This window comes from Serratia sp. BNK-10, from assembly GCF_047456065.1.
GTDB lineage: Bacteria > Pseudomonadota > Gammaproteobacteria > Enterobacterales > Enterobacteriaceae > Serratia > Serratia ureilytica.
This window is the reverse complement of record NZ_CP179894.1, coordinates 1,684,495-1,706,284: the sequence shown is the minus strand read 5'-3', so window position 1 is coordinate 1,706,284 and position 21,790 is coordinate 1,684,495. Positions and strand designations below refer to the sequence as shown.

At 57.4% G+C, this 21,790-nt stretch carries 23 protein-coding genes; 16 read left to right on the top strand and 7 right to left on the bottom strand.

Going from position 1 to position 21,790, the window contains the following annotated elements:
* Positions 1-215: 215 nt before the first annotated feature.
* Positions 216-3,578, top strand: coding sequence for a ribonuclease E (gene rne / locus ACMGG9_RS08265; protein ID WP_414162063.1), 3,363 nt, complete (start codon positions 216-218; stop codon positions 3,576-3,578).
* Between the two features lie 60 nt (positions 3,579-3,638).
* Here the strand turns inward: rne and ACMGG9_RS08260 are convergent, their stop codons facing one another.
* On the bottom strand, positions 3,639-3,926 hold the full coding sequence (locus ACMGG9_RS08260) for a putative quinol monooxygenase (RefSeq protein WP_025302406.1): 288 nt from the start codon (positions 3,924-3,926) through the stop codon (positions 3,639-3,641).
* A gap of 213 nt (positions 3,927-4,139) precedes the next feature.
* On the opposite strand from ACMGG9_RS08260, the gene pyrC reads away from it, so the two are divergent.
* From pyrC to ACMGG9_RS08215, 9 genes are all read left to right on the top strand, one after another.
* Positions 4,140-5,186, top strand: a complete 1,047-nt coding sequence (pyrC, locus tag ACMGG9_RS08255; protein ID WP_047026294.1) for a dihydroorotase — start codon at positions 4,140-4,142, stop codon at positions 5,184-5,186.
* Positions 5,187-5,261: 75 nt separating this feature from the next.
* Positions 5,262-5,501: a DNA damage-inducible protein I gene (gene dinI / locus ACMGG9_RS08250; RefSeq protein ID WP_414162062.1), complete on the top strand. Its 240-nt coding sequence runs from the start codon at positions 5,262-5,264 to the stop codon at positions 5,499-5,501.
* Positions 5,502-5,631: 130 nt separating this feature from the next.
* The gene (locus ACMGG9_RS08245) at positions 5,632-5,913 is read left to right on the top strand and encodes a hypothetical protein (protein WP_033642676.1); all 282 of its coding nucleotides are present in this window, start codon (positions 5,632-5,634) and stop codon (positions 5,911-5,913) included.
* 199 nt (positions 5,914-6,112) lie between these two features.
* Positions 6,113-6,367 carry a biofilm formation regulator BssS gene (bssS, locus tag ACMGG9_RS08240; RefSeq protein ID WP_004927812.1) on the top strand — a complete coding sequence of 85 codons (255 nt, stop codon included), beginning with the start codon at positions 6,113-6,115 and terminating at the stop codon, positions 6,365-6,367.
* Positions 6,368-6,506: 139 nt separating this feature from the next.
* The gene (solA, locus tag ACMGG9_RS08235; RefSeq protein ID WP_047026296.1) at positions 6,507-7,622 is read left to right on the top strand and encodes an N-methyl-L-tryptophan oxidase; all 1,116 of its coding nucleotides are present in this window, start codon (positions 6,507-6,509) and stop codon (positions 7,620-7,622) included.
* 216 nt (positions 7,623-7,838) lie between these two features.
* Positions 7,839-8,465 carry a LuxR C-terminal-related transcriptional regulator gene (locus ACMGG9_RS08230; RefSeq protein ID WP_033642674.1) on the top strand — a complete coding sequence of 209 codons (627 nt, stop codon included), beginning with the start codon at positions 7,839-7,841 and terminating at the stop codon, positions 8,463-8,465.
* 122 nt (positions 8,466-8,587) lie between these two features.
* Positions 8,588-8,704: a DUF2770 family protein gene (locus tag ACMGG9_RS08225; RefSeq protein WP_004927822.1), complete on the top strand. Its 117-nt coding sequence runs from the start codon at positions 8,588-8,590 to the stop codon at positions 8,702-8,704.
* A 3-nt stretch (positions 8,705-8,707) separates the two neighbouring features.
* On the top strand, positions 8,708-9,727 hold the full coding sequence (locus ACMGG9_RS08220) for a zinc-dependent alcohol dehydrogenase family protein (protein WP_414162061.1): 1,020 nt from the start codon (positions 8,708-8,710) through the stop codon (positions 9,725-9,727).
* Positions 9,728-10,121: 394 nt separating this feature from the next.
* Positions 10,122-10,811: a hypothetical protein gene (locus tag ACMGG9_RS08215; RefSeq protein ID WP_042784188.1), complete on the top strand. Its 690-nt coding sequence runs from the start codon at positions 10,122-10,124 to the stop codon at positions 10,809-10,811.
* Positions 10,812-11,105: 294 nt separating this feature from the next.
* On the opposite strand, the gene ACMGG9_RS08210 is transcribed toward ACMGG9_RS08215, so the two are convergent.
* Positions 11,106-12,164, bottom strand: a complete 1,059-nt coding sequence (locus tag ACMGG9_RS08210) for an AI-2E family transporter (protein ID WP_042784187.1) — start codon at positions 12,162-12,164, stop codon at positions 11,106-11,108.
* 442 nt (positions 12,165-12,606) lie between these two features.
* Between ACMGG9_RS08210 and ACMGG9_RS08205 the strand changes: the two genes are divergently transcribed.
* Both ACMGG9_RS08205 and ACMGG9_RS08200 read left to right on the top strand, forming a co-directional pair.
* Positions 12,607-13,161, top strand: a complete 555-nt coding sequence (locus ACMGG9_RS08205; RefSeq protein ID WP_046686849.1) for a cytochrome b — start codon at positions 12,607-12,609, stop codon at positions 13,159-13,161.
* A 23-nt stretch (positions 13,162-13,184) separates the two neighbouring features.
* Positions 13,185-13,763, top strand: coding sequence for a YceI family protein (locus ACMGG9_RS08200; protein WP_016928208.1), 579 nt, complete (start codon positions 13,185-13,187; stop codon positions 13,761-13,763).
* Between the two features lie 42 nt (positions 13,764-13,805).
* On the opposite strand, the gene ACMGG9_RS08195 is transcribed toward ACMGG9_RS08200, so the two are convergent.
* Positions 13,806-14,873: a rhodanese-related sulfurtransferase gene (locus ACMGG9_RS08195; protein ID WP_033638032.1), complete on the bottom strand. Its 1,068-nt coding sequence runs from the start codon at positions 14,871-14,873 to the stop codon at positions 13,806-13,808.
* A gap of 406 nt (positions 14,874-15,279) precedes the next feature.
* Between ACMGG9_RS08195 and ACMGG9_RS08190 the strand changes: the two genes are divergently transcribed.
* The 4 genes from ACMGG9_RS08190 (at position 15,280) to ACMGG9_RS08175 (ending at position 20,052) form a co-directional block, all read left to right on the top strand.
* Complete coding sequence (locus ACMGG9_RS08190; protein ID WP_414162060.1) at positions 15,280-16,200, top strand: Kdo(2)-lipid IV(A) acyltransferase; 921 nt, start codon at positions 15,280-15,282, stop codon at positions 16,198-16,200.
* 101 nt (positions 16,201-16,301) lie between these two features.
* Positions 16,302-16,586, top strand: coding sequence for a YciI family protein (locus ACMGG9_RS08185; RefSeq protein ID WP_033642669.1), 285 nt, complete (start codon positions 16,302-16,304; stop codon positions 16,584-16,586).
* A 199-nt stretch (positions 16,587-16,785) separates the two neighbouring features.
* Positions 16,786-18,024, top strand: coding sequence for a multidrug efflux MFS transporter MdtG (gene mdtG / locus ACMGG9_RS08180; protein WP_046686848.1), 1,239 nt, complete (start codon positions 16,786-16,788; stop codon positions 18,022-18,024).
* Between the two features lie 474 nt (positions 18,025-18,498).
* The gene (locus ACMGG9_RS08175) at positions 18,499-20,052 is read left to right on the top strand and encodes a peptide MFS transporter (RefSeq protein ID WP_042784184.1); all 1,554 of its coding nucleotides are present in this window, start codon (positions 18,499-18,501) and stop codon (positions 20,050-20,052) included.
* A 49-nt stretch (positions 20,053-20,101) separates the two neighbouring features.
* Here ACMGG9_RS08175 and ACMGG9_RS08170 read toward each other — a convergent pair whose 3' ends face one another.
* The 4 genes from ACMGG9_RS08170 to ACMGG9_RS08155 are packed head-to-tail and all read right to left on the bottom strand — an operon-like array spanning position 20,102 to position 21,663.
* On the bottom strand, positions 20,102-20,500 hold the full coding sequence (locus tag ACMGG9_RS08170) for a VOC family protein (RefSeq protein WP_033642666.1): 399 nt from the start codon (positions 20,498-20,500) through the stop codon (positions 20,102-20,104).
* Positions 20,491-20,919, bottom strand: coding sequence for a DUF6691 family protein (locus ACMGG9_RS08165; protein ID WP_208060141.1), 429 nt, complete (start codon positions 20,917-20,919; stop codon positions 20,491-20,493). The genes ACMGG9_RS08170 and ACMGG9_RS08165 overlap by 10 nt, the downstream gene beginning before the upstream one ends.
* 2 nt (positions 20,920-20,921) lie before the next feature.
* The gene (locus ACMGG9_RS08160) at positions 20,922-21,356 is read right to left on the bottom strand and encodes a YeeE/YedE family protein (RefSeq protein WP_033642664.1); all 435 of its coding nucleotides are present in this window, start codon (positions 21,354-21,356) and stop codon (positions 20,922-20,924) included.
* Positions 21,346-21,663 carry an ArsR/SmtB family transcription factor gene (locus ACMGG9_RS08155; protein ID WP_414162059.1) on the bottom strand — a complete coding sequence of 106 codons (318 nt, stop codon included), beginning with the start codon at positions 21,661-21,663 and terminating at the stop codon, positions 21,346-21,348. The genes ACMGG9_RS08160 and ACMGG9_RS08155 overlap by 11 nt, the downstream gene beginning before the upstream one ends.
* Between the last annotated feature and the right edge of the window lie 127 nt (positions 21,664-21,790).

Genomic DNA, 21,790 nt, shown 5'->3' with positions numbered 1-21,790 from the left:
AGATCTGTCGACGTAAATCAGAGGCTATTCCCCTAGTAAAAGTGCTGTCTTTCACAAAGAAAAGCAGGCTTACCGAGATAATGCGCCCCTATGCAGGCGACAACCGTGAGGTTGACGGCTTTGCGAGAAGACACGGGGCTTTCGGTTTAACTCCGGCCATGAGGTTATTTTGCCCGCAGCTTTGTCGATAATGTAAAAATAACGAGTAAGTTAAGATGAAAAGAATGTTGATTAACGCAACTCAGCAGGAAGAGTTGCGTGTTGCCCTCGTAGATGGACAGCGGCTGTATGATTTGGATATCGAAAGTCCGGGTCATGAGCAGAAAAAAGCGAATATTTACAAAGGCAAAATCACCCGCATTGAACCAAGTCTTGAAGCAGCGTTCGTGGACTACGGCGCAGAACGACATGGTTTCCTCCCTCTTAAAGAAATCGCCCGCGAATACTTCCCTAGCAATTACTCTTCCCATGGCCGCCCGAACATCAAAGATGTGCTGCGCGAAGGCCAGGAAGTCATCGTTCAGGTAGATAAAGAAGAACGTGGCAACAAAGGCGCCGCCTTGACCACCTTCATCAGCCTGGCGGGCAGCTATCTGGTGCTGATGCCGAACAACCCGCGCGCCGGCGGTATTTCTCGCCGCATCGAGGGTGACGATCGCACCGAGCTGAAAGAAGCGCTCTCTTCGCTGCAACTGCCGGACGGCATGGGCCTGATCGTTCGCACCGCGGGCGTAGGCAAATCCGCCGACGCGCTGCAGTGGGATCTCTCCTTCCGCCTGAAGCACTGGGAAGCGATCAAAAAAGCCGCCGAAGGCCGCCCTGCGCCGTTCCTGATCCACCAGGAAAGCAACGTTATCGTGCGCGCCTTCCGCGATTACCTGCGCCCGGACATCGGCGAAATCCTGATCGACAACCCGAAAATTCTCGATCTTGCCAAAGAGCACATCGCCGCGCTGGGCCGCCCGGATTTCAGCAGCAAAATCAAACTGTACAGCGGTGAAATTCCTCTGTTCAGCCACTATCAGATCGAATCGCAGATCGAATCCGCCTTCCAGCGCGAAGTGCGCCTGCCGTCCGGCGGCTCGATCGTCATCGACAGCACCGAAGCGCTGACCGCCATCGACATCAACTCCGCACGCGCAACCCGCGGCGGCGACATCGAAGAGACGGCGTTCAACACCAACCTGGAAGCGGCGGACGAAATCGCTCGCCAGCTGCGCCTGCGCGATCTCGGCGGCCTGATCGTCATCGACTTCATCGACATGACGCCGGTACGCCACCAGCGCGAAGTGGAAAACCGCTTGCGCGACGCCGTGCGTCAAGACCGCGCGCGCATCCAAATCGGCCGCATCTCCCGTTTCGGCCTGCTGGAAATGTCGCGTCAGCGCCTCAGCCCGTCGCTGGGTGAATCCAGCCACCACGTGTGCCCACGCTGTAACGGCACCGGCACCATCCGCGACAACGAATCGCTGGCGCTGTCCATCCTGCGCCTGATCGAAGAAGAAGCGCTGAAGGAAAACACCAAAGAAGTTCACGCTATCGTACCGGTTCAGGTCGCTTCGTACCTGCTGAACGAAAAGCGTGAATCCGTCAGCGCGATCGAAAAACGTCAGGGTGGCGTGAAAGCCGTCATCGTGCCGAACGATGAAATGCAAACCCCGCACTACTCGGTGCTGCGCGTACGCAAGGGCGAGGAAACCTCTACCCTCAGCTACCTGCTGCCGAAACTGCACGAAGAAGACATGGAGCGTCCGCTGGAAGATGCGCCGATGGAACGCAAGCGTCCGGAGCAACCGGCCCTGGCTTCCTTCTCCCTGTCCGCCGATGTGCCGCCGCCGGCTGAAGAACCCGTCGCCGTTGCCAAACCTGTCGCTGCAGCCGCCAAGGCTAAAGCCGCAGCGCCGGCCGCCGCCAAGCCGGGCTTCCTGGGCCGCCTGTTCGGTGGTTTGAAGAGCCTGTTCGCCGGTGAAGAACAACCTGCCGTCGAAGAAGCCAAACCGGCCGAAACGCCGAAGGCGGAAGGCAACGGTGAAAACCGTCGTCAGGATCGTCGCGGTCAGCGCCGTCAAGGCACCGGCCGTAAAGAGCGCGGTGAGCGTAGCGACCGTGGCGATCGTCCGGAACGCGGCGAACGTAAAGAGCGCGGTGAAGGCCGTGACAATCGCGAACGCGACAACCGTGAACCGCGTGAGAACCGTGAAGGCCGTGAATCGCGTGAATCCCGCGATGAGCAGCGCCGTAACCGCCGCAACCAGCAGCAGAACGCGCCGGTAGCGGAGGAAACTGCCTCGGAAGAAAGCGCTAAAGCGCCGCGCGAAGATCAGCAGCAGCGCCGTGAACAGCGTGCTGAACGCCAGCGTCGTCGTCAGGAAGAGAAACGTCAGGCTCAGCAGGAAGTGAAAGCGCTGGAAAGCGTTGACGCGGTCGAGAGCACCGACGAAGAGCAGGAAGAACGCCAGCAGCAGAACATGCAGCGCCGTCAGCGCCGCCCTCTGACGCAGAAAGTGCGCATCCTGTCCGCGGAAGAAGAGCTGCAGCGCGCAGCGGAAGAGCTGTTGGCGCCGAAAGCGCCGGTAGCGAAAGCCGAAGATGCGCAGCCAACCGCCGACGACAGCGTGAAGCTGCTGCCGGAAACCGTTGCCGCTCAGGCGGAAGACGATGCCCAGGGCGAAAACCGCGGCAACGGCGAAGGCATGCCGCGTCGTTCCCGTCGTTCACCGCGTCACCTGCGCGTCAGCGGCCAGCGTCGCCGTCGTTACCGCGACGAGCGTTACCCACTGCAATCCCCAATGCCGTTGGTGGGCGCATTCGCTTCCCCGGAAATGGCATCAGGCAAAGTCTGGGTAAGCTACCCGGTCGCTCAGGTTGAAGATGCCGAAGTGCAAACCGAAGCCGTAGAGCAGGCGCCGGTTGTCGCCGCAGCGGTTGAACAGCACAGCGTTGCCGTGGAAGAAACTCAGGCCGCGGCCAGCGTCAACGAACCGGCACCAGAAGCCGCCGTTGAAACTGCCGCCGTCACCGTAACGGAAGAAGCGGCAGTCGTAGCGCCGGTTGTTGCCACCCCGGCCGAGGAAACCCCGGCGCCTGTGGAAACCGCCCCGGCAACGGTTGCGATTGAAGAACCGAAAGCGGAAGAGACTGCCCCTGCAGTGGAAGCTCAGCCGGTAGCTGAAACCGTAGCGGCAGAGCCAGTGGTTGAAGCTAAGCCAGCGGAAGACGAGCCTGTGGTCGAAACTGCACCGGTAGAAGCCGCGCCGGCGGAAGAAGCGCCAGTGGTAGAAGCCGCACCTGCAGCGGCAGCCGCTCCGGTAGAAAAAGCGCCGGAACCAACGGCCGCCGAGCCTGCGGTTGCTCAGCAGCCGGCGCCGGTGAAAGCCGTGCAGGACGCGCTGTACAAACACATCGCCACTGCGCCGATGACCAAAGCGCCTGCGCCGGCCTACGTACCGGAAGAACGCAAGCACAGCGACTGGCAGCGCCCTTCCTTCAACTTTGAAGGCAAAGGTTCAGCCGGTGGTCACTCGGCAGTGAGCCAGGCCACCGCGCCGGCCACCAAGCCGCAGCCGGTTAACGAATAAGTTAATCTGCACACCTAAAAAAACCCGCCGACGGCGGGTTTTTTCTTGCCTGCAAAAAGCTCAGGCGATCTTTTTCAGTTTTTTGATGTCCAGAACATCCAACTTGCCGTCAAGTCGACTGACGAACTGCTGAAAATGCGCCGTCTCATTATGCTTATCCAGCGCTTCGCTGCTGGCCCAACGCTCAAAGAACACGAAGGTGCCCGGCTTTTCCAGATCGCGATGCAAATCATATTGCAGGTTGCCCAGCTCCTGGCGGCTCGGCTCGAGAATGTCGTGCACCGCTTCACTGACTGCGGCCTCAAATCCCGCTTTCGCTTGCAGGGTGGCGATAACGCGTACTTCCATTGTTTTCTCCCTTTCCACTTGATGAAAGTCGACGGTATTGGCGTCGGCATCGTTGAAATCCTTGTCACTATGCGCCTGCTGCGCCGTTGATTTCAACTTGTCGCCAACAAACAGATGCATCTGCGGCACTTTCCGCTTATCCTTACACCCCGGCGTGAATAAACCCATTATTCGCTTTTCATTAGACGTATTTGACCGCCGGAGCCTAGCTAGATGACCGCACAACCTCAAGTTCTGAAAATCCGCCGCCCAGACGACTGGCATATCCACCTGCGTGACGATGAGATGCTGAAAACGGTGGTGCCCTATACCAGCCAGGTATTTGGCCGGGCGATCGTGATGCCGAACCTGGTTCCGCCCGTGACGACCGTGGCCGCCGCACGCGCCTACCGCGATCGGATTCTGGCGGCGGTGCCGCAGGGTCACAACTTCACTCCGCTGATGACCTGTTACCTGACCAACTCTCTGGCGGCCAGTGAACTGGTCAGCGGTTTCGAGCAAGGGGTGTTTACCGCCGCCAAGCTGTATCCGGCCAACGCCACCACCAACTCCAGCCACGGCGTCAGCGACGTGACCGGCATTTACCCGCTGTTCGAGCAAATGCAAAAAATCGGCATGCCGCTGCTGATCCACGGTGAAGTGACCGATCCTGCCGTCGATATTTTCGACCGCGAGGCGCGCTTTATCGAACAGGTGATGGAGCCTATCCGCCGTCACTTCCCGGAACTGAAAATCGTCTTCGAACACATCACCACCAAAGAAGCGGCGCAGTACGTGCAGGCAGGCAACCGTTTCCTCGGCGCCACCATCACCCCGCAGCACCTGATGTTCAACCGCAACCACATGCTGGTCGGCGGCATTCGCCCACACCTGTTCTGCCTGCCGATCCTCAAGCGCAACGTCCATCAGGAAGCGCTGCGTCAGGCGGTGGCCAGCGGCTCGGACCGTTTCTTCCTCGGCACCGACTCGGCGCCGCACCTCAAGCATCGCAAAGAGTCCAGCTGCGGCTGCGCCGGCTGCTTCAATGCGCCGAATGCAATCCCGGCTTACGCTGCCGTCTTCGAACAGCTCGGCGCGCTGGAGCACTTCGAGGCCTTCTGCTCGCTCAACGGCCCACGCTTCTATGGCCTGCCGCTCAACGAAGACTTCATCGAACTGCAGCGCGTGCCGACCACCCAGCCGGAAGAGATCGCCCTGGGCAATGAATCCGTGATCCCATTCCTGGCCGGCGAAACCCTGAACTGGTCGCTGAAAGGCTGATATTTTTGCTTCGCCCTCTTGCCCTCGCTTACGGTTAACTGTATAAATAAACAGTAAATCGCTTCGGGGGCAATTATGCGTGTTGAAGTCACTATAGATAAAACCCGGCCGCTGCCGTCGGGCGCCATTGAGGCGCTGACCGGCGAGCTGGGCAAGCGGGTCAATCGCCAGTTTCCAGGCGCCGTCGTGCACGTCCGTTATGCCGGCGCCAACGGGCTTTCCGTGCTGGGGGGCGCCAAAACCGACCGGGATCTGATTGAGAAAATCCTTCAGGAAACCTGGGAAAGCGCGGACGAATGGTTCAGCGCAGAATAACACTGCAATGCTGTTTTTGCCGGGGGTCGCTCTCCGGCTTTTTTGTTTCTGGCGCCCTGCCCATTCATCGCTTACCCTTACTCTGGAACCAAATCCGCCTCAGCGCTGTATTTAACGCAAAGGAGTAAGCATGGCCCCGGACAAGGTGAAATCCGAAGACGCAATGACGTTTGGCGAATTGCTGGCCCTGATTGCCGATCAAAAAAGACGCTTGAACGTACTGGAAGTGGCCTTCTCTTACCTGGCCTTCAGCCTGGATGACAAAGCCAACCAACGGCTGATCCACAGCCTGAGGCTGGAATCGCAAAGCCAGAATCGCGACACCGAAACGCAGAAACATTTCGCGCACTTGGCAGAAGAACTGGAAAAATGTCTGCACGGCTCCGCCCCACCCACCGGCGGCGCGGAATAACGCCACAGGCTTTACTCATCGCGCGTTCGCACCCGAATTTGTAGAATAATTGTTCAAATAAATATTTATTTTGCAATTTTAGGTGACAACCCCTCCACCGATGAAAGCGGATGCGTATACTGTAATTGCTCTCATGATGATGAGCCGCATTGATCCTCGTTAGTCACTCACGGTAGTTACTACTCAATAAGGGGTCTTTATGGACAGAAATGATGAAGTAATTCAGACGCACCCGCTTGTCGGTTGGGATATCAGTACTGTCGACGTTTACGACGCCATGATGATACGCCTTCATTACCTGTCTTCACTAGACCAAACGCCCGAAGAAGCCCAAGTAGACCGAACGCTTTGGCTGACCACAGATGTCGCCCGTCAATTAATCAATATCTTAGAGGCCGGCATCGCCAAGATTGAAGCTACGGATTACCAGGATCTTGATCGCAGAAAACATTGATTCATCGTCTCCTACCCCCTAAGGCGCCGCGACCTTTCCCGGCGCCTTTTCTTCGCCTTTCGCCGTTCAATCAGTGCATTGCGTCCGCCAACCTTTTATCATGGGGGCATAAGAAATCGCTATCAGAGAGGGTTGGCACGTGGAATATGATTTGATTGTGGTGGGCAGCGGTTCCGTCGGCGCGGCGGCAGGCTATTATGCCACGCGAGCCGGCTTGAAAGTGCTGATGATCGACAGCGCTATCCCTCCGCACCGAAACGGCAGCCATCACGGCGATACCCGCATTATCCGTCACGCTTACGGCGAAGGCGAAAAGTACGTGCCGCTGGTGCTGCGCGCGCAGGCGCTGTGGAATGCGCTGATTCAACAATCCGGCGAGGAACTGTTCCAGTCGTGCGGCGTGCTCAACCTGGGGCCACAGCACTCCGAATTCATTCGCAATGCGCAGCTCAGCGCGCAAAAATTCCGCCTGAACGCGCAAACCCTCAGCGCCGAACAGATCAATCAGCGCTGGCCGGAATTCCGAGCACCGGAAGGTTATGTCGGCGTATTCGAGCCTGACGCGGGGTTCCTGCGTGCCGAGCTGGCGATAACCAGCCTGATCAAGCTGGCGAAAGAAGCCGGCTGCAGCCAGCTGTTCAACTGCCCGGTCAACGCGGTAGAACCCATCGATGGCGGCGTTGAGGTCATCACCGGCGAAGGGCGTTTCACGGCGCGAAAAGCGGTGATCACCGCCGGCACCTGGGTCAAAGCGCTGTTGCCGCAACTGCCGATCGCGCCACTGCGCAAAGTCTTCTCCTGGCATCAGGCAGATGGCCGCTACAGCGTGAACAATCGTTTCCCGGCCTTTACCGTCGAAGCGCAAGACGGCACGCACTATTACGGTTTTCCGGCGGATAACGACGGCCTGAAAGTGGGCAAACATGACGGCGGCCAGCCGATGGATGCCCCCGAGCAGCGCAAACCCTTCGGCAGCTACGCCAGCGACGGCACGGAAGTTTTCTCCTTCCTGCGGCAATTTTTGCCGGGTGTAGGCGTATGTTTACACGGTGAAGCCTGCAGCTATGATATGAGCCCCGACGAAGACTTTATTATCGATACCCTGCCGGATTGCGATCGCCTGATGGTCATCAGCGGATTGAGCGGCCACGGCTTCAAGTTCGCCAGCGCTCTGGGCGAGATCGCCGCGCTGTTCGCGCAGGACAAAGCGCCGCCGGTTGACGTCTCAAGCTTTGGTCTGAAACGATTTAGCTGAGCGAAGGATTTCGCTGTCCAAGTCCCCCTCAGGCACTGGACAGCGAAATTTGGCGGTTACAATTTGTTAACCTGCTAACTCTTTTAAATACCAAGTAAAAATCCTGATAACGGAAATTTCTTATATTCAGCAGTTGAATTTCCGAATTGAACACTTGCAGTGTAAGTCCTATTTTACAGAAGATATGCTCCATCGGCTTTCAACAAGGACGTCACCATGAAACTACTTGTCGTGGACGAATGCTGCTTCACCCGGGTCGGTATAGCCAGCTACTTTGCTGATAGTGGGATCACGACGATCAAGTGCTGCCACAGCATTGAATACGCTACATCGCTGTTGGCCAGCTTTCAGCCGAGCCACATTCTGGTGAACCTCAGCAACCAATGCCGCTATAACGAAGCGGACGCGCAACTGCAGGCCTTTATGGAAGCCAGCCAGTCCGCCTTGCTGTTTATCTATCTCGACACACCTTACCCTTACAGCGAAGCGCCAATGCGCATCGCCGATAACGCTTTTCTGTTCAATAAAAGCATTCTGCCGCTCACCTTACGCACGCTGCGCGAGAATCCGCTGGCGCTGGCCGATGACGGCGAAGAGCGTTCCCTGTTCAGCCCGCAGGAGCTGACGGTAATGAAGTATTGGATGGCAGAGATGCCTAACTACCGCATTGCGAAAAAACTGCAGATCAGCTCCCATACGGTCTATGTGCACAAGCGTCACATCACGGAAAAGATTAACGCGCGCAACCGGCTGGAGTTTTACTCGCTGTATAACGTGCTGCGCTATTTCTACCCGCCAAGCACGCCGGCGAATTCAACGCCGCTGGCACTGTTGGCCGTGTAACCTCAAGCCTGCGATAACGCAGGCTTTTTTATCGCCACTTTCCCGCCACTCACGCGCGGCGCGCTATAAATGACGCCGAGAAAAGGACTATAATCAAGGGTCCTTCTCTTCAGGCGGCTGAAATGTTAAACCGAATACTGGCGGCTATCGTCAACAATGTGCGTGAGCATCTGGTGCTGTACCTTTGTCTGTGGCTGGTGCTGCTGGCGTTGGATGTCTATTTCTTCTTCGTCATGTAAGCCATGCCGCCGTTATTTCCCCGATTGAGCTTCAACCGCTTCGGCGATCCCGCCCAGGTGCTGGAATTGCAGCAGACGAGCAGACCGCTGCTGCGCCCCGGACAGCGGTTATTGCAGATGCGCTATGCCCCGATCAACCCTTCCGATCTGATCCCGATCCACGGCCAATACGCGCACCGCATCGCCCTTCCTCAGGTGCCGGGATATGAAGGCGTGGGCGTCGTCGTCAATCCGCAGAATGGGCATTCAACGGGCCGCCGCGCGCTGGCAGTAGCGGGTAACGGCAGTTGGCAAACGTTCGTCACGCTGCCTGAAGATCGGGTGGTCTGGGTGCCGGACGACATCGACGACGCCTGCGCAGCGCAAATCTATATCAACCCGCTCACCTGCTGGGTGCTGTTGACCCAATGGCTGCCGCTCAGCGCCGGCGACGTACTGCTGCTCAACGGCGGCGGCTCCGCTGTCAGCCAGCTGCTGGCGCAGCTGACGGCGCTGCGCGGCATTCGTCTGGCGGTCGTGGTGCGCAATGCCGCTCATCGCCAGGCGTTGCTGGCCGCCGGCGCCTGGCGCGTTATCGAAGCGCCGCAGCTGGCGGAAATGACGAATTTTGGCGCCCGTGCGGCCATCGATTGCATTGGCGGAGAAGACGGATTGCAGCTGGCACGGGCGGTCCGCACCGGCGGCGATTTTGTGGCGCTGGGCCTGCTGAGCGGCCGCCAGGTAGACTGGCGGCGCGTGGTGGACGAGTTAAAGCTGCGCGCTTCGCTGTTCCACTTGCGCAAATGGAACGCACAGGCGGCGCCGGCGCAGTGGCAGACGGCGTTTTATCAGTTATTCCTGCTGCTGCGACGCGGCCAGCTGGCGCTGCGCCCACCCGCCGCGATTTATCCTTTGCGTCAGTACGCAGCGGCGCTGCACCACGCCGCCCAGCCCGGCGTGAATGGCAAAATATTCCTTACGCCGACGACATCGGAGACGATTGCGGTGGATGAACTATTATTCAACGGGGTTCCCAATAAATAAAATGCAATGGAGGAAAAGGTAATTTTTCCGGTAATACTAATTCATTAGTCCTGAGATACCCTTTTATTAGGGCGCCGGACATTATTAAGCTATCAATCTCTACGCTTTGAGATAAGACGCATCGTTACCCAAGAAATAACGATCGATAATAAAATGAGCATGACAATTAGAGAGTCAAACGATGAGCTCATTAAACCTAGTGGGTTTGAGATCTTCGCCACCTTTAAGTACGTATCCTCTGATAGACGCCTGAAAACCACTTCAGCCAGTACGACAAAGTAGATCAGAGTCAATACTATATATGCAATTACTCTCTTCATTGGTCATCCTTGCATTATTTACTGTTCAATATATAATCGCCTAATGGATTCTACATCAAAGGAAATGATAACGCATGTCCTATCTCAAGTTAAAGATGCAGGCAGACCGAGCCATTGCCCTAAGTATTGAGAGGTCCCTTGGACAACTCAAGAAAGACACTACCAGTACTGTACAGAGTTTTAGGTCTGGTGCCGAGCGAGCAAGTTGGTATGGTTCCTGTCTGTTTGATGACTACAAAGACGTATGTAAGCAGTTGAGGCAAGAAGATACCCGCATGTTGTTATCAATTCGGCAGGTGTACCAGCGAAAAGACGTAGTACTGGATATGGTGGAAATCTATTTTAATATTAAGCTTAGTAGGATCAGTGCCCCAGGTCAGCATAAAATTATGCAAGCTATCACTGAAAAACTTGCTAACCATGCATCAGAAAAGTTTTCTAAATTGTCAGTTGCGTATACGATCGCAAAACTAATTACTGAATCCCACGACTTCAAAGAATCACATATTAACATCATCAATAAAAGTAGTTTAGTTGCCGTAAGCGTTTTAAGTTTCTATGGAAAAATGCAAACAGCCGCCATTTCTGCAAGAAAACTTCAATTTTCAGATCCTAACTATTACTCTGCTCTCTACAAAGAAAACCTAGAATTGCTGTACTTTATGATCGAGCCAGAAATGAAAAAAATCATCTACCTAACTAATTCAGGATCTAATAATGAAGAGGAAATCATTTTCCTGATGAACAAGATCCTCACAAAATGAAGTGGTTGATTGAATGGCTGGGTAACTCGTTCGCTTACCTAATCCCTATCGTACTCATTATTGTCGGCGGGGTTATTCTCGTTTCAGTGTTTCCAAAGACTGGTTTTTATCTCACCCTCATCTGGGCCATTGTCGTTTGTGTCGCCTATGTAAGGTGGTCTAAGTGGCTGTAGTATTTACTGAATGGCCAATGTTCACAGTATGCATTAGCAGTAGAAGCGTTAAGCCACCGTTGGGTGGCTTATTCAAAATTCATTAATAACGCACGGCTCAACGTGGCCACAAGAAATTACCTCACTCCGGCGCCGCCGGAGGCTGGCGCGGCGGGCGGCCGTCCCCCAGGATAACCGCCAGCCGATAGCCGCCCTCGGTAGTCTCCAGCGCGATGCGCGCCACGATCGTCAGCGGCACCGACAGCAACATGCCCACCGGGCCGAGCAGCCAGCCCCAAAAGATCAGCGACAGGAACACCACCAGCGTCGACAGCCCCAGCCCGCGTCCCATCACGCGCGGTTCGAGGATATTGCCGATCACCATGTTGACAGCGATAAAGCCGCCCGCCACCACCAGCGCATCACCCAATCCGTTGAACAACAGCGCCTGAATCAGCGGCGGAATGGCGGCCAATACCGAGCCAATGTTGGGAATGTAGTTAAGCAGAAATGCCAGCAGCCCCCAGATAAAGGCAAAACGCACGCCGACCGCCGCCAGGAAGATCCAGACGATTACCCCGGTGGCCAGGCTGATGATGGTTTTAATCACCAGATAGCGCGTCACGCCATCCAACGCCCGCCGCATCGCGGCGAGCCCCTCGTTCGGCTTATCCAGCGCCTGCTGCAGTTTGTAAGGCAGCAACTGCACTTCGAACAGCATAAACACCACGGTCATCAGCAGTAGGAAGACGTTGGTCATGGCGCCAGACAGGTGCCCCAGCATGCGGGTGACCAGATTCATCGCCGCGCTGGGATCGACATACTGCAGCATCGCTTCGCTGGAAAGGCTGATATTGAAACGGCCGGCGTAATGCTGCAGCTCGCGCAGCTTCTCGATCATCATGCCGCGGTACTGCGGCAGCGAACGGGCGAACTCGTTCAGCGAAGCCCCCAGCATGCCGATAAACAGCATCACGACCACGATCACCGCCGTCACCAGCAGCGTCACCCCGACGATACGCGGCACCCGTTTACGCTCCAGCATCGCCACCAGCGGATTCAGCACCATGGCGAGAAATACCGCCAGCAAAAACGGCACCACAATGTCGGCGGCGGCTTTCACCCCGGCCAAAATGATCACCAACATCGCCAGCAGGACGGCCAGACGCAGGCTGCTGTCGGTCACACGGGTTCGGCCCATGACGTTTCCTTGTTATTTCACTGGGTTAACCGGCGCCAGGGCGCCGGCTCTTGGCGCTAATGGTAGCAAAATCCGCCGCTGCACCGCAGGGGATTTAGCGCAACCGTTCGACAAAGTTAATCTTTCCGCCCTGCCCTGCGCCGCAATAAATAGGCATAACCTTTGCCAACAAATAATCTCGCCGGGCAACTCACGAGGTGTTTACGTAAAATGACAAAAGCTGACATTAATAGATAATAGCCCCATTTTTCAATGACTAGCATAAACCTCTCGTGAGCGAAATAATATTATCTCCAACGATTTATCTGATTAACTCCGAACATCTCGAACAAATTCACTGACTAATATTTCAAAGTAGTAACATAGTTAAATTTATTATTGATTTTATGTTTCCTAAAGTTTAATTATTGCAGCCAGCCAATCGGTAATCGAAGGAAACAGGATGCTCTGGAAAAATACCGCCGATCGTTTCGGCCATGTGTCAGTGTTGATCCACTGGCTGGTGGCGCTGACGGTGTACGGCATGTTCGCACTCGGCCTGTGGATGGTCACGCTGGGCTATTACGACGTCTGGTACCATCAGGCGCCGGAGATCCACAAAAGCATCGGCACGCTGCTGTTCATCGTGATGGTGATCCGCGTGGTCTGGCGCTTTGTCTCACCGCCGCCCAAACCGCTGGCCAGCTATGGCCGCCTCACTCGCGTCAGCGCCATCCTCGCGCATCTGGCGCTGTACGCCGTGTTGTTCGGCATTCTGATCAGCGGCTATCTGATCTCCACCGCAGACGGCCAACCGATCAGCGTGTTCGGCTGGTTCAACGTGCCCGCCACCGTGACCGGCATGGCGGAACAGGCCGACACCGCCGGCGCCATACACCTTTACCTGGCCTGGGCCGTGGTAGTGCTCTCGATACTGCACGGGCTGGCCGCGCTTAAACATCACTTTATCGATCGTGATGTCACTTTGAAACGGATGCTGGGTAGCAGCGCCGATTAACCTTTGGATTTATGGAGATTGCTATGTTGAAAAAGACCGTATTGGGCCTGACCGCAGGCGCCCTGCTGCTGAGCGCCGGTTCCGCACTGGCGGCAGACTACAAGATCGATAAACAAGGCCAACACGCCTTTATCGAATTCCGCATCCAGCACCTGGGCTACAGCTGGCTGTACGGCAGCTTTAAAGACTTCGACGGCGGCTTCACCTTCGACGAGAAAGATCCGTCCAAGGACAAGGTCAACGTGACCATCAATACCGCCAGCGTCGACACCAACCACGCCGAGCGCGACAAGCACCTGCGCAGCGCCGAGTTCCTCAACGTGGAGAAGAACAAGCAAGCCAAGTTTGAATCCACCGAAGTGAAGAAAAGCGGCGACGGTTACGCGGTGGTCGGTAACCTGACGCTGAACGGCGTCACCAAACCGGTTACGCTCGATGCCAAACTGATTGGCCAGGGCAACGATCCGTGGGGCGGCTACCGCGCCGGCTTTGAAGCCAACGGCAAGATCAAGCTGAAAGATTTTGGCATCACCACCGATCTGGGCCCGGCGTCGCAAGACGTTGAGCTGATCATCTCCGTAGAAGGCGTGCGCGAGAAATAAAAAAAGCCCGGCTTGGCAGCCGGGCTTGTCGGTTCCTCAGGCTCAGCGGGCTGGGCCTTCTTCTTCCGGTGCCGGAATGTGCATCGTGGTCTGCAACAATCCTTTCGATTTATTGAAAATCTTGACGCCGTTTTCGCGGCCGGCGCGGCGCGCGCGCTGCTCTTCGCGCGGCAGCTTCAGCTCTTCGCGGCAAATCTCGCTGCAGCATCCTTCAAACTTGGCGGCGCAGCTCGGGCACTGAATGAACAGCAGATGGCAGCCGTCGTTCTTGCAGTTGGTATGGGTATCGCACGGCGCGCCGCACTGGTGGCAGTTGGCGATCACATCGTCGGAGATGCGCTCCCCCATACGCTCATCGAACACGAAGTTTTTGCCGATAAACTTCAGCGGCAACCCCTGTTCTTTCGCTTTGCGGGTGTACTCGATAATCCCGCCTTCCACGTGGTAGATGTTTTTAAAGCCGTTGTGCAGCATATAGGCGCTGGCTTTTTCACAGCGAATGCCGCCGGTGCAGTACATGACGATATTCTTGTCTTTGCTGTCCTGCAACATCTCCACCGCCATCGGCAGCTGATCGCGGAAGGTATCCGACGGCACCTCGATGGCGTTTTCGAAATGGCCGACTTCGTACTCATAGTGATTGCGCATATCGACGAATACCGTATTCGGATCGTCGATCATCTGATTGACGCGATCGGCCTGCAGATACTCACCGACGTTGCTCGGATCGAAGCTCTCGTCATCGATGCCGTCAGCCACGATGCGCTCGCGCACCTTGAGGCGCAGCACCCAGAAGGACTTGCCGTCGTCTTCCAGCGCGATATTCAGGCGGACCTGATCCAACGCCGGGTGCGAGGCGAACAGCGCGGCTTTAAACGCGTCGAAGTTATGCTGCGGCACGCTGATCTGCGCGTTGATGCCCTCTTTCGCCACGTAGATGCGGCCGAACACCTTCAGTTTTTCGAACTGAACGTACAGGCTGTCGCGAAACGCCTTGGGATCGTCGATGGAGAAGTATTTGTAAAAAGAAACTGTGGTGCGCGGCTCGGTTTCCGCCAGCATGCGCGCCTTCAGTTCCTCATTAGAAATTCGGTTATGTAACACTGGCATGGTGTACTTTCCTGTCTTTCGGGAGGTGACTGATTACCGCGCGCAGCCAGCCGGCCCGCGCGCGGCGCACATCATACCCGAAAAACCGCCGCCGCGCAGCCCTGGCGCTCGCGTGCGCATACCTGCATCGCGCACTCATCCCGGATGCCACCGTATTGACCTTCCTGATAAGGATATCGCCATGGGCTTTTGGCAGGAAACATTGTGGAAAAATTCGGCATTCGATGCATATTTAACGCCCAAAAAGGGATTTTAATGCGTTGTGTTTTCCCGGATCGTCAGAAAAATGCCACAATAGTCGCAAACAATCGGCAGAAACGAACCTAGCGACCGAGCCCACCCGGCCGTCAGACCATGCTATGACTCTGTCATTACACTTAAACAACCGTATTAAAACAGAGAACCCATGACTCAAGTTCCTACTTTCAATCGCTCCTTACTGCACCCGCGCTACTGGCTGACCTGGGTAGGCATCGGCTTGCTGTATCTGCTGGTGTTGCTGCCTTATCCCGTCATCTACTGGCTCGGCACCTCGATCGGGCGATTTTCCATGCGCTTTCTCAAGCGGCGCGTCGTTATCGCCCAACGTAACCTCGAACTCTGTTTTCCCGACATGCCGCAGGCTGAACGCGATGCGCTGGTGGTAAAGAATTTCGAATCGGTCGGCATGGGGTTGTTTGAAACCGGCATGGCGTGGTTCTGGCCGAACTGGCGCATCGAGCGCTGGTTCACGGTCAGCGGCCTGGAGCACATTCAAAAAGCGCGCGACAACCATCAGGGCGTGTTGCTGATTGGCCTGCACTTTTTGACGCTGGAGCTGGGCGCGCGCATCTTCGGCATTCACAACCCGGGCATCGGCGTTTACCGCCCGCACGACAACAAGCTGATGGACTGGCTGCAAACCTGGGGCCGGATGCGTTCCAACAAATCGATGTTGGATCGTAAAGACGTCAAAGGCATGATCCGCGCCCTGAAACAGGGCGATATCATCTGGTATGCGCCGGATCACGACTACGGCCCGCGCAGCAGCGTTTTCGTGCCGCTGTTCGCGGTGGATAAAGCCGCCACCACCACCGGCAGCTACGTGCTGGTGCGGATGGGCAAACCGGCGATCATTCCGTTCACCCCGCGTCGCCTGCCGGACGGCAAAGGCTATGAGCTGATCATGCAGCCGGCGGTGGAAAACTTCCCGCTGGACAACGAACTCGACGCCGCCGCCTTTATGAATAAAGTGGTGGAAAAAGAGATCCTGATGGCGCCGGACCAATACATGTGGCTGCACCGCCGCTTCAAGACCCGCCCGGAAGGCGAGCCTTCGCTGTACTGATCACGCAAACCCGCCGCCGGCGGGTTTTTTATTGCGCGCCCCTTGAGAATCGCCGGCGAGGGTGGGATGGTAATGCTTTTGCCGCCACCCTTGGAGCCGCCATGTACATTGTCAGCCTGACCTACCATCGCCCGATCGCCGACGTCGACAGCCACCTTGACGGGCACATCGCCTGGCTTAAGAAATATTTTCAGGACGGCACCTTCGTCGCCTCCGGCCGCAAGAATCCCCGCACCGGCGGCGTGATCCTGGCCAAAGGCATTGAGCGTGCTCGGCTGGACGCCATCCTGGCCGAAGATCCGTTCAACGCCGTGGCCCACTACGAGGTCACCGACTTTAGCGCCACCACCACCGCCGCCGGTTTCGAGGCGCTGGCCGGACTATAAAACGCTGTAAATTCCGCGCGCCAAGCGCGGAATAAGGTTTAAACGCCATTTTTAAAACTTTATTTCATTTTTCGCCCTATCTGCGTCCCCTCGTTTGCCGTCGCCGCGCCTGCGGCGCATACTTACCACGCTAACTTTCACGTTTTGCCCCATCATCTCGCCACCGGCAAAACGCGTCACCTTTCGGCAGTGGACATTTATGGCTTCGGCAGCAGAACCCGTTAACTGGAAACGCAATCTTTTCGTCGCCTGGCTGGGATGTTTTCTCACCGGCGCCGCCTTCAGCCTGGTGATGCCGTTTCTGCCGCTGTACGTAGAGACGCTGGGCGTTACCGGCCATCAGGCGCTCAACATGTGGTCCGGTCTGCTGTTCAGCATCACCTTCCTGTTTTCCGCTATCGCCGCACCGTTCTGGGGCGCCCTGGCCGATCGACGCGGCCGCAAACTGATGCTGCTGCGTTCGGCGCTCGGTATGGCGATAGTCATGGCGCTGATGGGCATGGCGCAAACGGTCTGGCAGTTTCTCGCACTGCGTGCGGTGCTGGGGCTGCTCGGCGGGTTCATTCCCAACGCCAACGCGCTGATCGCCACCCAGGTGCCGCGCAACCGCAGCGGCTGGGCGCTCGGCACCCTGTCCACCGGCGGCGTCGGCGGTGCGCTGATCGGCCCGCTGATCGGGGGGCTGCTGGCCGATTTATACGGTCTGCGCCCGGTGTTTTATATCACCGCCGCGGTGCTGTTCGTCTGCTTCGTGCTGACGCTGCTGTATGTCAAAGAACAATTCACCCCGGTGCAAAAGCGCGACATGCTGCACGCAAAACAGGTGTTCGCTTCGCTGAAAAACCCGAAGCTGGTGCTCAGCCTGTTCGTCACCACCATGATCATCCAGATCGCCACCGGCTCGATCGCGCCGATCCTGACGCTGTATGTGCGCGATTTGGCCGGCGCCACCCACAATCTGGCGTTTATCAGCGGGCTGATCGCCTCGGTGCCTGGCGTCGCGGCATTGATGAGCGCCCCGCGGCTGGGCAAGCTGGGCGATCGCATCGGCCCGGAACGCATACTGGTGTTCATGCTGATCGTTTCGGTGCTGCTGCTGATCCCGATGGCGTTCGTGCAAACACCGTGGCAACTCGGGGTGCTGCGTTTTCTGCTGGGGGCGGCCGACGGCGCGTTGCTGCCGGCGGTACAGACGCTGTTGATTTATAACTGCACCAATCAGGTGGCCGGCCGTATTTTCAGCTATAACCAGTCGTTCCGCGACGTCGGCAACGTCAGCGGCCCGCTGCTCGGCGCCGCAGTCTCCGCCGGTTACGGTTTTCGCGCGGTCTTCGGCGTCACCGCGCTGGTGGTGCTGTTCAACGCCGGCTATTCCTGGTGGTGTCTGCGACGACGGCCGGGCTATATGCGGGAAGATACGCTGCAGGAAGAGCAATAGCTGCATTTATCGCCAGTTTCCGCCGTTGGCCGGATCAACGGCGCGTTTCCCCTATTTTTAATAATGCTTTCTCGCCGCCGGTGAATTTCCACCTAACTCAGAACCTTCTTAATACAACATCTTGTTTATCAATAAATAATTAACTTTCAGCGCATAAAACCCGCTGTCAATCATATTCCTGTCACAACCAACAGAAAAACCAGAAAAGGAGATGCTTGTCGACTTTTCGTCTAAAAAATGGGATACAGGTACTAGACAAAACCAACGACCAGTTATCAAATGGTTAAATAATATCACGCCAGATGTGAACCATCGGCCAAGTGAAGAAAAGGTCAGCACGCTTTCCACGGTTTATCAGCGTTGCAGCCGCGGTTTTGTCGGGTAATCCGCATTGGGCGGATCGCCTTCATTAAATACACATACATACCACAGTACGGGCTGCAGCCTTGCAGCGCCTTTTATTGGGAAATCGTTATGCAATCCTCTGTCAATAAGTCAGAAAGCCGGACCTTCTTCGGCCATCCCTATCCGCTGGGTTCTCTGTTCTTCACCGAAATGTGGGAGCGCTTCTCGTTCTACGGCATCCGTCCGCTGCTGATCCTGTTTATGGCCGCCACGGTGTACGACGGCGGTCTGGGCCTGGCGCGCGAGAACGCGTCAGCGATCGTCGGCATCTTCGCCGGCAGCATGTACCTGGCGGCGCTGCCGGGCGGCTGGCTGGCGGACAACTGGCTCGGCCAACGCAAGGCCGTCTGGTACGGTTCGATCCTGATCGCGCTCGGCCACCTGTCGATCGCGCTGTCCGCAGTGATGGGCACCAACCTGTTCTTCATCGGTCTGATGTTCATCGTGCTCGGTTCCGGCCTGTTCAAGACCTGTATCTCGGTGATGGTCGGTACGCTATACAAGAAAGGCGATGCGCGTCGCGACGGCGGTTTCTCGCTGTTCTACATGGGCATCAATATCGGTTCGTTCATCGCCCCGCTGATCTCCGGCTGGCTGATCAAGTCACACGGCTGGCACTGGGGCTTCGGCATCGGCGGTATCGGGATGCTGGTGGCGCTGGTGATCTTCCGGGTGTTCGCCGTCCCGGCGATGAAACGCTATGACCGCGAAGTGGGCCTGGACTCCACCTGGAACAGCCCGGTCGCGAAGAAAAAAGGCGTCGGCGCCTGGTTGCTGGCGTTGGCGGCCATCCTGGTGGCGGTCATCGTGCTGATCGCCCAAGGCACTATCGTCATCAATCCGGTCGAGGTGGCCAGCGTGCTGGTGTACGTGATCGCCGCGTCGGTCACGTTGTACTTCATCTATCTGTTCGCCTTTGCCGGCCTGAGCCGCAAAGAGCGCGCACGCCTGCTGGTGTGCTTCATCCTGCTGATCTCCGCCGCGTTCTTCTGGTCAGCGTTTGAACAGAAACCGACCTCGTTTAACCTGTTCGCCAACGATTACACCAATCGCATGATCGGCGACTTCGAGATCCCGGCGGTATGGTTCCAGTCGATCAACGCCCTGTTCATCATCCTGCTGGCGCCGGTCTTCAGCTGGGCCTGGCCTGCGCTGGCGCGCAATAACGTGCGTCCGAGCAGCATCACCAAGTTCGTGATCGGCATCCTGTGCGCCGCCGGCGGTTTTGGCCTGATGATGCTGGCCGCGCAGAATGTGCTGAGCAACGGCGGCGCCGGCGTATCGCCGATGTGGCTGGTGGGCAGCATTCTGATGCTGACGCTGGGTGAACTGTGCCTGAGCCCGATCGGGCTGGCCACCATGACGCTGCTGGCGCCGGAGAGAATGCGCGGTCAGATGATGGGGCTGTGGTTCTGCGCCAGCGCGTTGGGCAACCTGGCAGCCGGTCTGATCGGCGGTCACGTCAAGGCCGACCAACTGGATATGCTGCCGAATCTGTTCGCCCGCTGCTCAGTCGCGTTGCTGATCTGCGCCGCCGTGCTTATCGTGCTGATCGTGCCGATTCGCCGCATGCTGGAAAATACCCAGTCCAAGAGCGCGCAAAAACCGGCGACCAACGCCTGACGGATAGCCCGTTTTATCTCGCAAACCGGCGCTCGATGCGCCGGTTTTTTTATGCTTGCCAGGCCTGATGCTGCAATACCACTCGGTAGCCATCAGGATCTTCAAAGGTTTGCCCCGCCCGATCCCAATAGGGATTATAGGCGGCGACCGATAAGAATCCCGCCGCCCGCATCCGCTCACACGCGGCCCGCCATTCGTTCTCATCCGGCAGATAAAATACCAGCAGATGATCCTGCGTCGGCGCCTGCCCGACCCGTACCCCGCGATGCTGCGTGAACTCCAGATGGTAGGCATGCTGCGGATGCCCGATCATCATGCCGTCGAACCCCTGATGATCGACAAACTCGCCCAGCTTTTCGAACCCCAGCCCGCGGCAATACAGCGTAGCAATCTCTTGCAACCGGTCGGTCGGGCGCGCGATGCGCAACACCGCTTTGGCTATCGACATGTCCTCCTCCTCCTCATGATAACGTCATACAGCGCCATGCCCGCCAGCATCGCCAGCAGGAACGGCCATACCCGGCTTATCTCCGCCCCGGCCAACACCCAGGCTGGGCCGGGGCAAATACCCCCGATGCCCCAGCCAATGCCGAACAGCGCGCTGCCCGCCAGCAAACGACGATCCAGACGCCCGGCGGCCGGGATCTGCAGCGTTTCCCCCAACAGGCTACGCTCTCGTCGCCTCGCCCACAGGAAGGCCGGCGCCGCCACCGCGATCGCACCAGCCATCACCAACGCCAGAGAGGGATCCCACGCGCCGGTAACATCGAGAAACGCCAACACTTTGGCCGGATTGGCCATGCCGGCGACGATCAGCCCCAGACCAAAAATGACGCCGCTCAGCAGCGCCAACAGCGTTTTAAGCATTCTCAACCTCCCGCCAGGTGGCGCATCAACCACACGGTCATAAAGCCCAGCAGCATAAACACCGCCGTGGCGGCCAGCGAACGCGGCGCCAACCGTGCGACGCCGCACACGCCGTGCCCGCTGGTGCAACCGCTGCCCAATCGAGTGCCCAATCCCACCAATAGCCCTGCGGCCGCCAGCCCGCCGTTGCCGACCGCGATCTCACCGGACGGCAAAGCCGCAGCGGCAGCATACAGCCAGGGAGAGAGCAGCAACCCGCCAATAAATGCGGCGCGCCAGCCCCGCTCCTGGCCACCGGCACTCAATACACCGCCGGTAATGCCGCTGATGCCGGCGATCCGGCCGTTGAACAGCAGCAGCAGCGCCACCGCGCCGCCGATAATGGCCCCGCCCGCCAGCGCGGAATAAGGCGTGAAGTGTTGCCAGTCAATGGTCATCGCGGTTCTCCGGTTGTGGGCAATAAAGCTGATACAGGGTATGGAGCAGCGCCAGCGCTTTGGCATCGGCCACCGCATAGTAAATCTGCTTGCCGGCGCGCCGGGTGGACACCAACCCTTCCTCCCGCAGCACGCCAAGCTGCTGGGACAGCGTCGGCTGGCGGATATCCAGCGCCAGCGCCAGCTCGCTCACCGCCATCTCGCCCTGACTGAGCCGGCACAGCAGCAGCAGCCGATCTTCGTTGCCCAGGGTGCGCAGCATCGCGCCGGCCTGCGCCGCCGCCTTACGTATCGCGTCAATATCCATTGCCCCTCCATCAATATATAAAATTATATAATATTATTTTATAAATTATTCGCACACAAAGCCACCGACTGGCGTGAAATAACGCCGCATGGCATGCTGTTTGGTCTTATCCTTTTGCCGCGCGGAG

Coding starts and splice junctions, on each gene's coding strand:
- ACMGG9_RS08260 (WP_025302406.1), bottom strand. CDS start 3,926: ATGGAAGTACGCGTTATCGCCACCCTGCAAGCGAAAGCGGGATTTGAG.
- ACMGG9_RS08165 (WP_208060141.1), bottom strand. CDS start 20,919: ATGCTTAAAACGCTGTTGGCGCTGCTGAGCGGCGTCATTTTTGGTCTG.
- ACMGG9_RS08215 (WP_042784188.1), top strand. CDS start 10,122: ATGTCCTATCTCAAGTTAAAGATGCAGGCAGACCGAGCCATTGCCCTA.
- ACMGG9_RS08225 (WP_004927822.1), top strand. CDS start 8,588: ATGTTAAACCGAATACTGGCGGCTATCGTCAACAATGTGCGTGAGCAT.
- ACMGG9_RS08210 (WP_042784187.1), bottom strand. CDS start 12,164: ATGGGCCGAACCCGTGTGACCGACAGCAGCCTGCGTCTGGCCGTCCTG.
- ACMGG9_RS08175 (WP_042784184.1), top strand. CDS start 18,499: ATGCAATCCTCTGTCAATAAGTCAGAAAGCCGGACCTTCTTCGGCCAT.
- mdtG (WP_046686848.1), top strand. CDS start 16,786: ATGGCTTCGGCAGCAGAACCCGTTAACTGGAAACGCAATCTTTTCGTC.
- ACMGG9_RS08220 (WP_414162061.1), top strand. CDS start 8,708: ATGCCGCCGTTATTTCCCCGATTGAGCTTCAACCGCTTCGGCGATCCC.
- dinI (WP_414162062.1), top strand. CDS start 5,262: ATGCGTGTTGAAGTCACTATAGATAAAACCCGGCCGCTGCCGTCGGGC.
- ACMGG9_RS08170 (WP_033642666.1), bottom strand. CDS start 20,500: ATGTCGATAGCCAAAGCGGTGTTGCGCATCGCGCGCCCGACCGACCGG.
- ACMGG9_RS08230 (WP_033642674.1), top strand. CDS start 7,839: ATGAAACTACTTGTCGTGGACGAATGCTGCTTCACCCGGGTCGGTATA.
- ACMGG9_RS08190 (WP_414162060.1), top strand. CDS start 15,280: ATGACTCAAGTTCCTACTTTCAATCGCTCCTTACTGCACCCGCGCTAC.
- ACMGG9_RS08205 (WP_046686849.1), top strand. CDS start 12,607: ATGCTCTGGAAAAATACCGCCGATCGTTTCGGCCATGTGTCAGTGTTG.
- ACMGG9_RS08195 (WP_033638032.1), bottom strand. CDS start 14,873: ATGCCAGTGTTACATAACCGAATTTCTAATGAGGAACTGAAGGCGCGC.
- ACMGG9_RS08245 (WP_033642676.1), top strand. CDS start 5,632: ATGGCCCCGGACAAGGTGAAATCCGAAGACGCAATGACGTTTGGCGAA.
- ACMGG9_RS08200 (WP_016928208.1), top strand. CDS start 13,185: ATGTTGAAAAAGACCGTATTGGGCCTGACCGCAGGCGCCCTGCTGCTG.
- pyrC (WP_047026294.1), top strand. CDS start 4,140: ATGACCGCACAACCTCAAGTTCTGAAAATCCGCCGCCCAGACGACTGG.
- ACMGG9_RS08185 (WP_033642669.1), top strand. CDS start 16,302: ATGTACATTGTCAGCCTGACCTACCATCGCCCGATCGCCGACGTCGAC.
- bssS (WP_004927812.1), top strand. CDS start 6,113: ATGGACAGAAATGATGAAGTAATTCAGACGCACCCGCTTGTCGGTTGG.
- ACMGG9_RS08160 (WP_033642664.1), bottom strand. CDS start 21,356: ATGACCATTGACTGGCAACACTTCACGCCTTATTCCGCGCTGGCGGGC.
- rne (WP_414162063.1), top strand. CDS start 216: ATGAAAAGAATGTTGATTAACGCAACTCAGCAGGAAGAGTTGCGTGTT.
- ACMGG9_RS08155 (WP_414162059.1), bottom strand. CDS start 21,663: ATGGATATTGACGCGATACGTAAGGCGGCGGCGCAGGCCGGCGCGATG.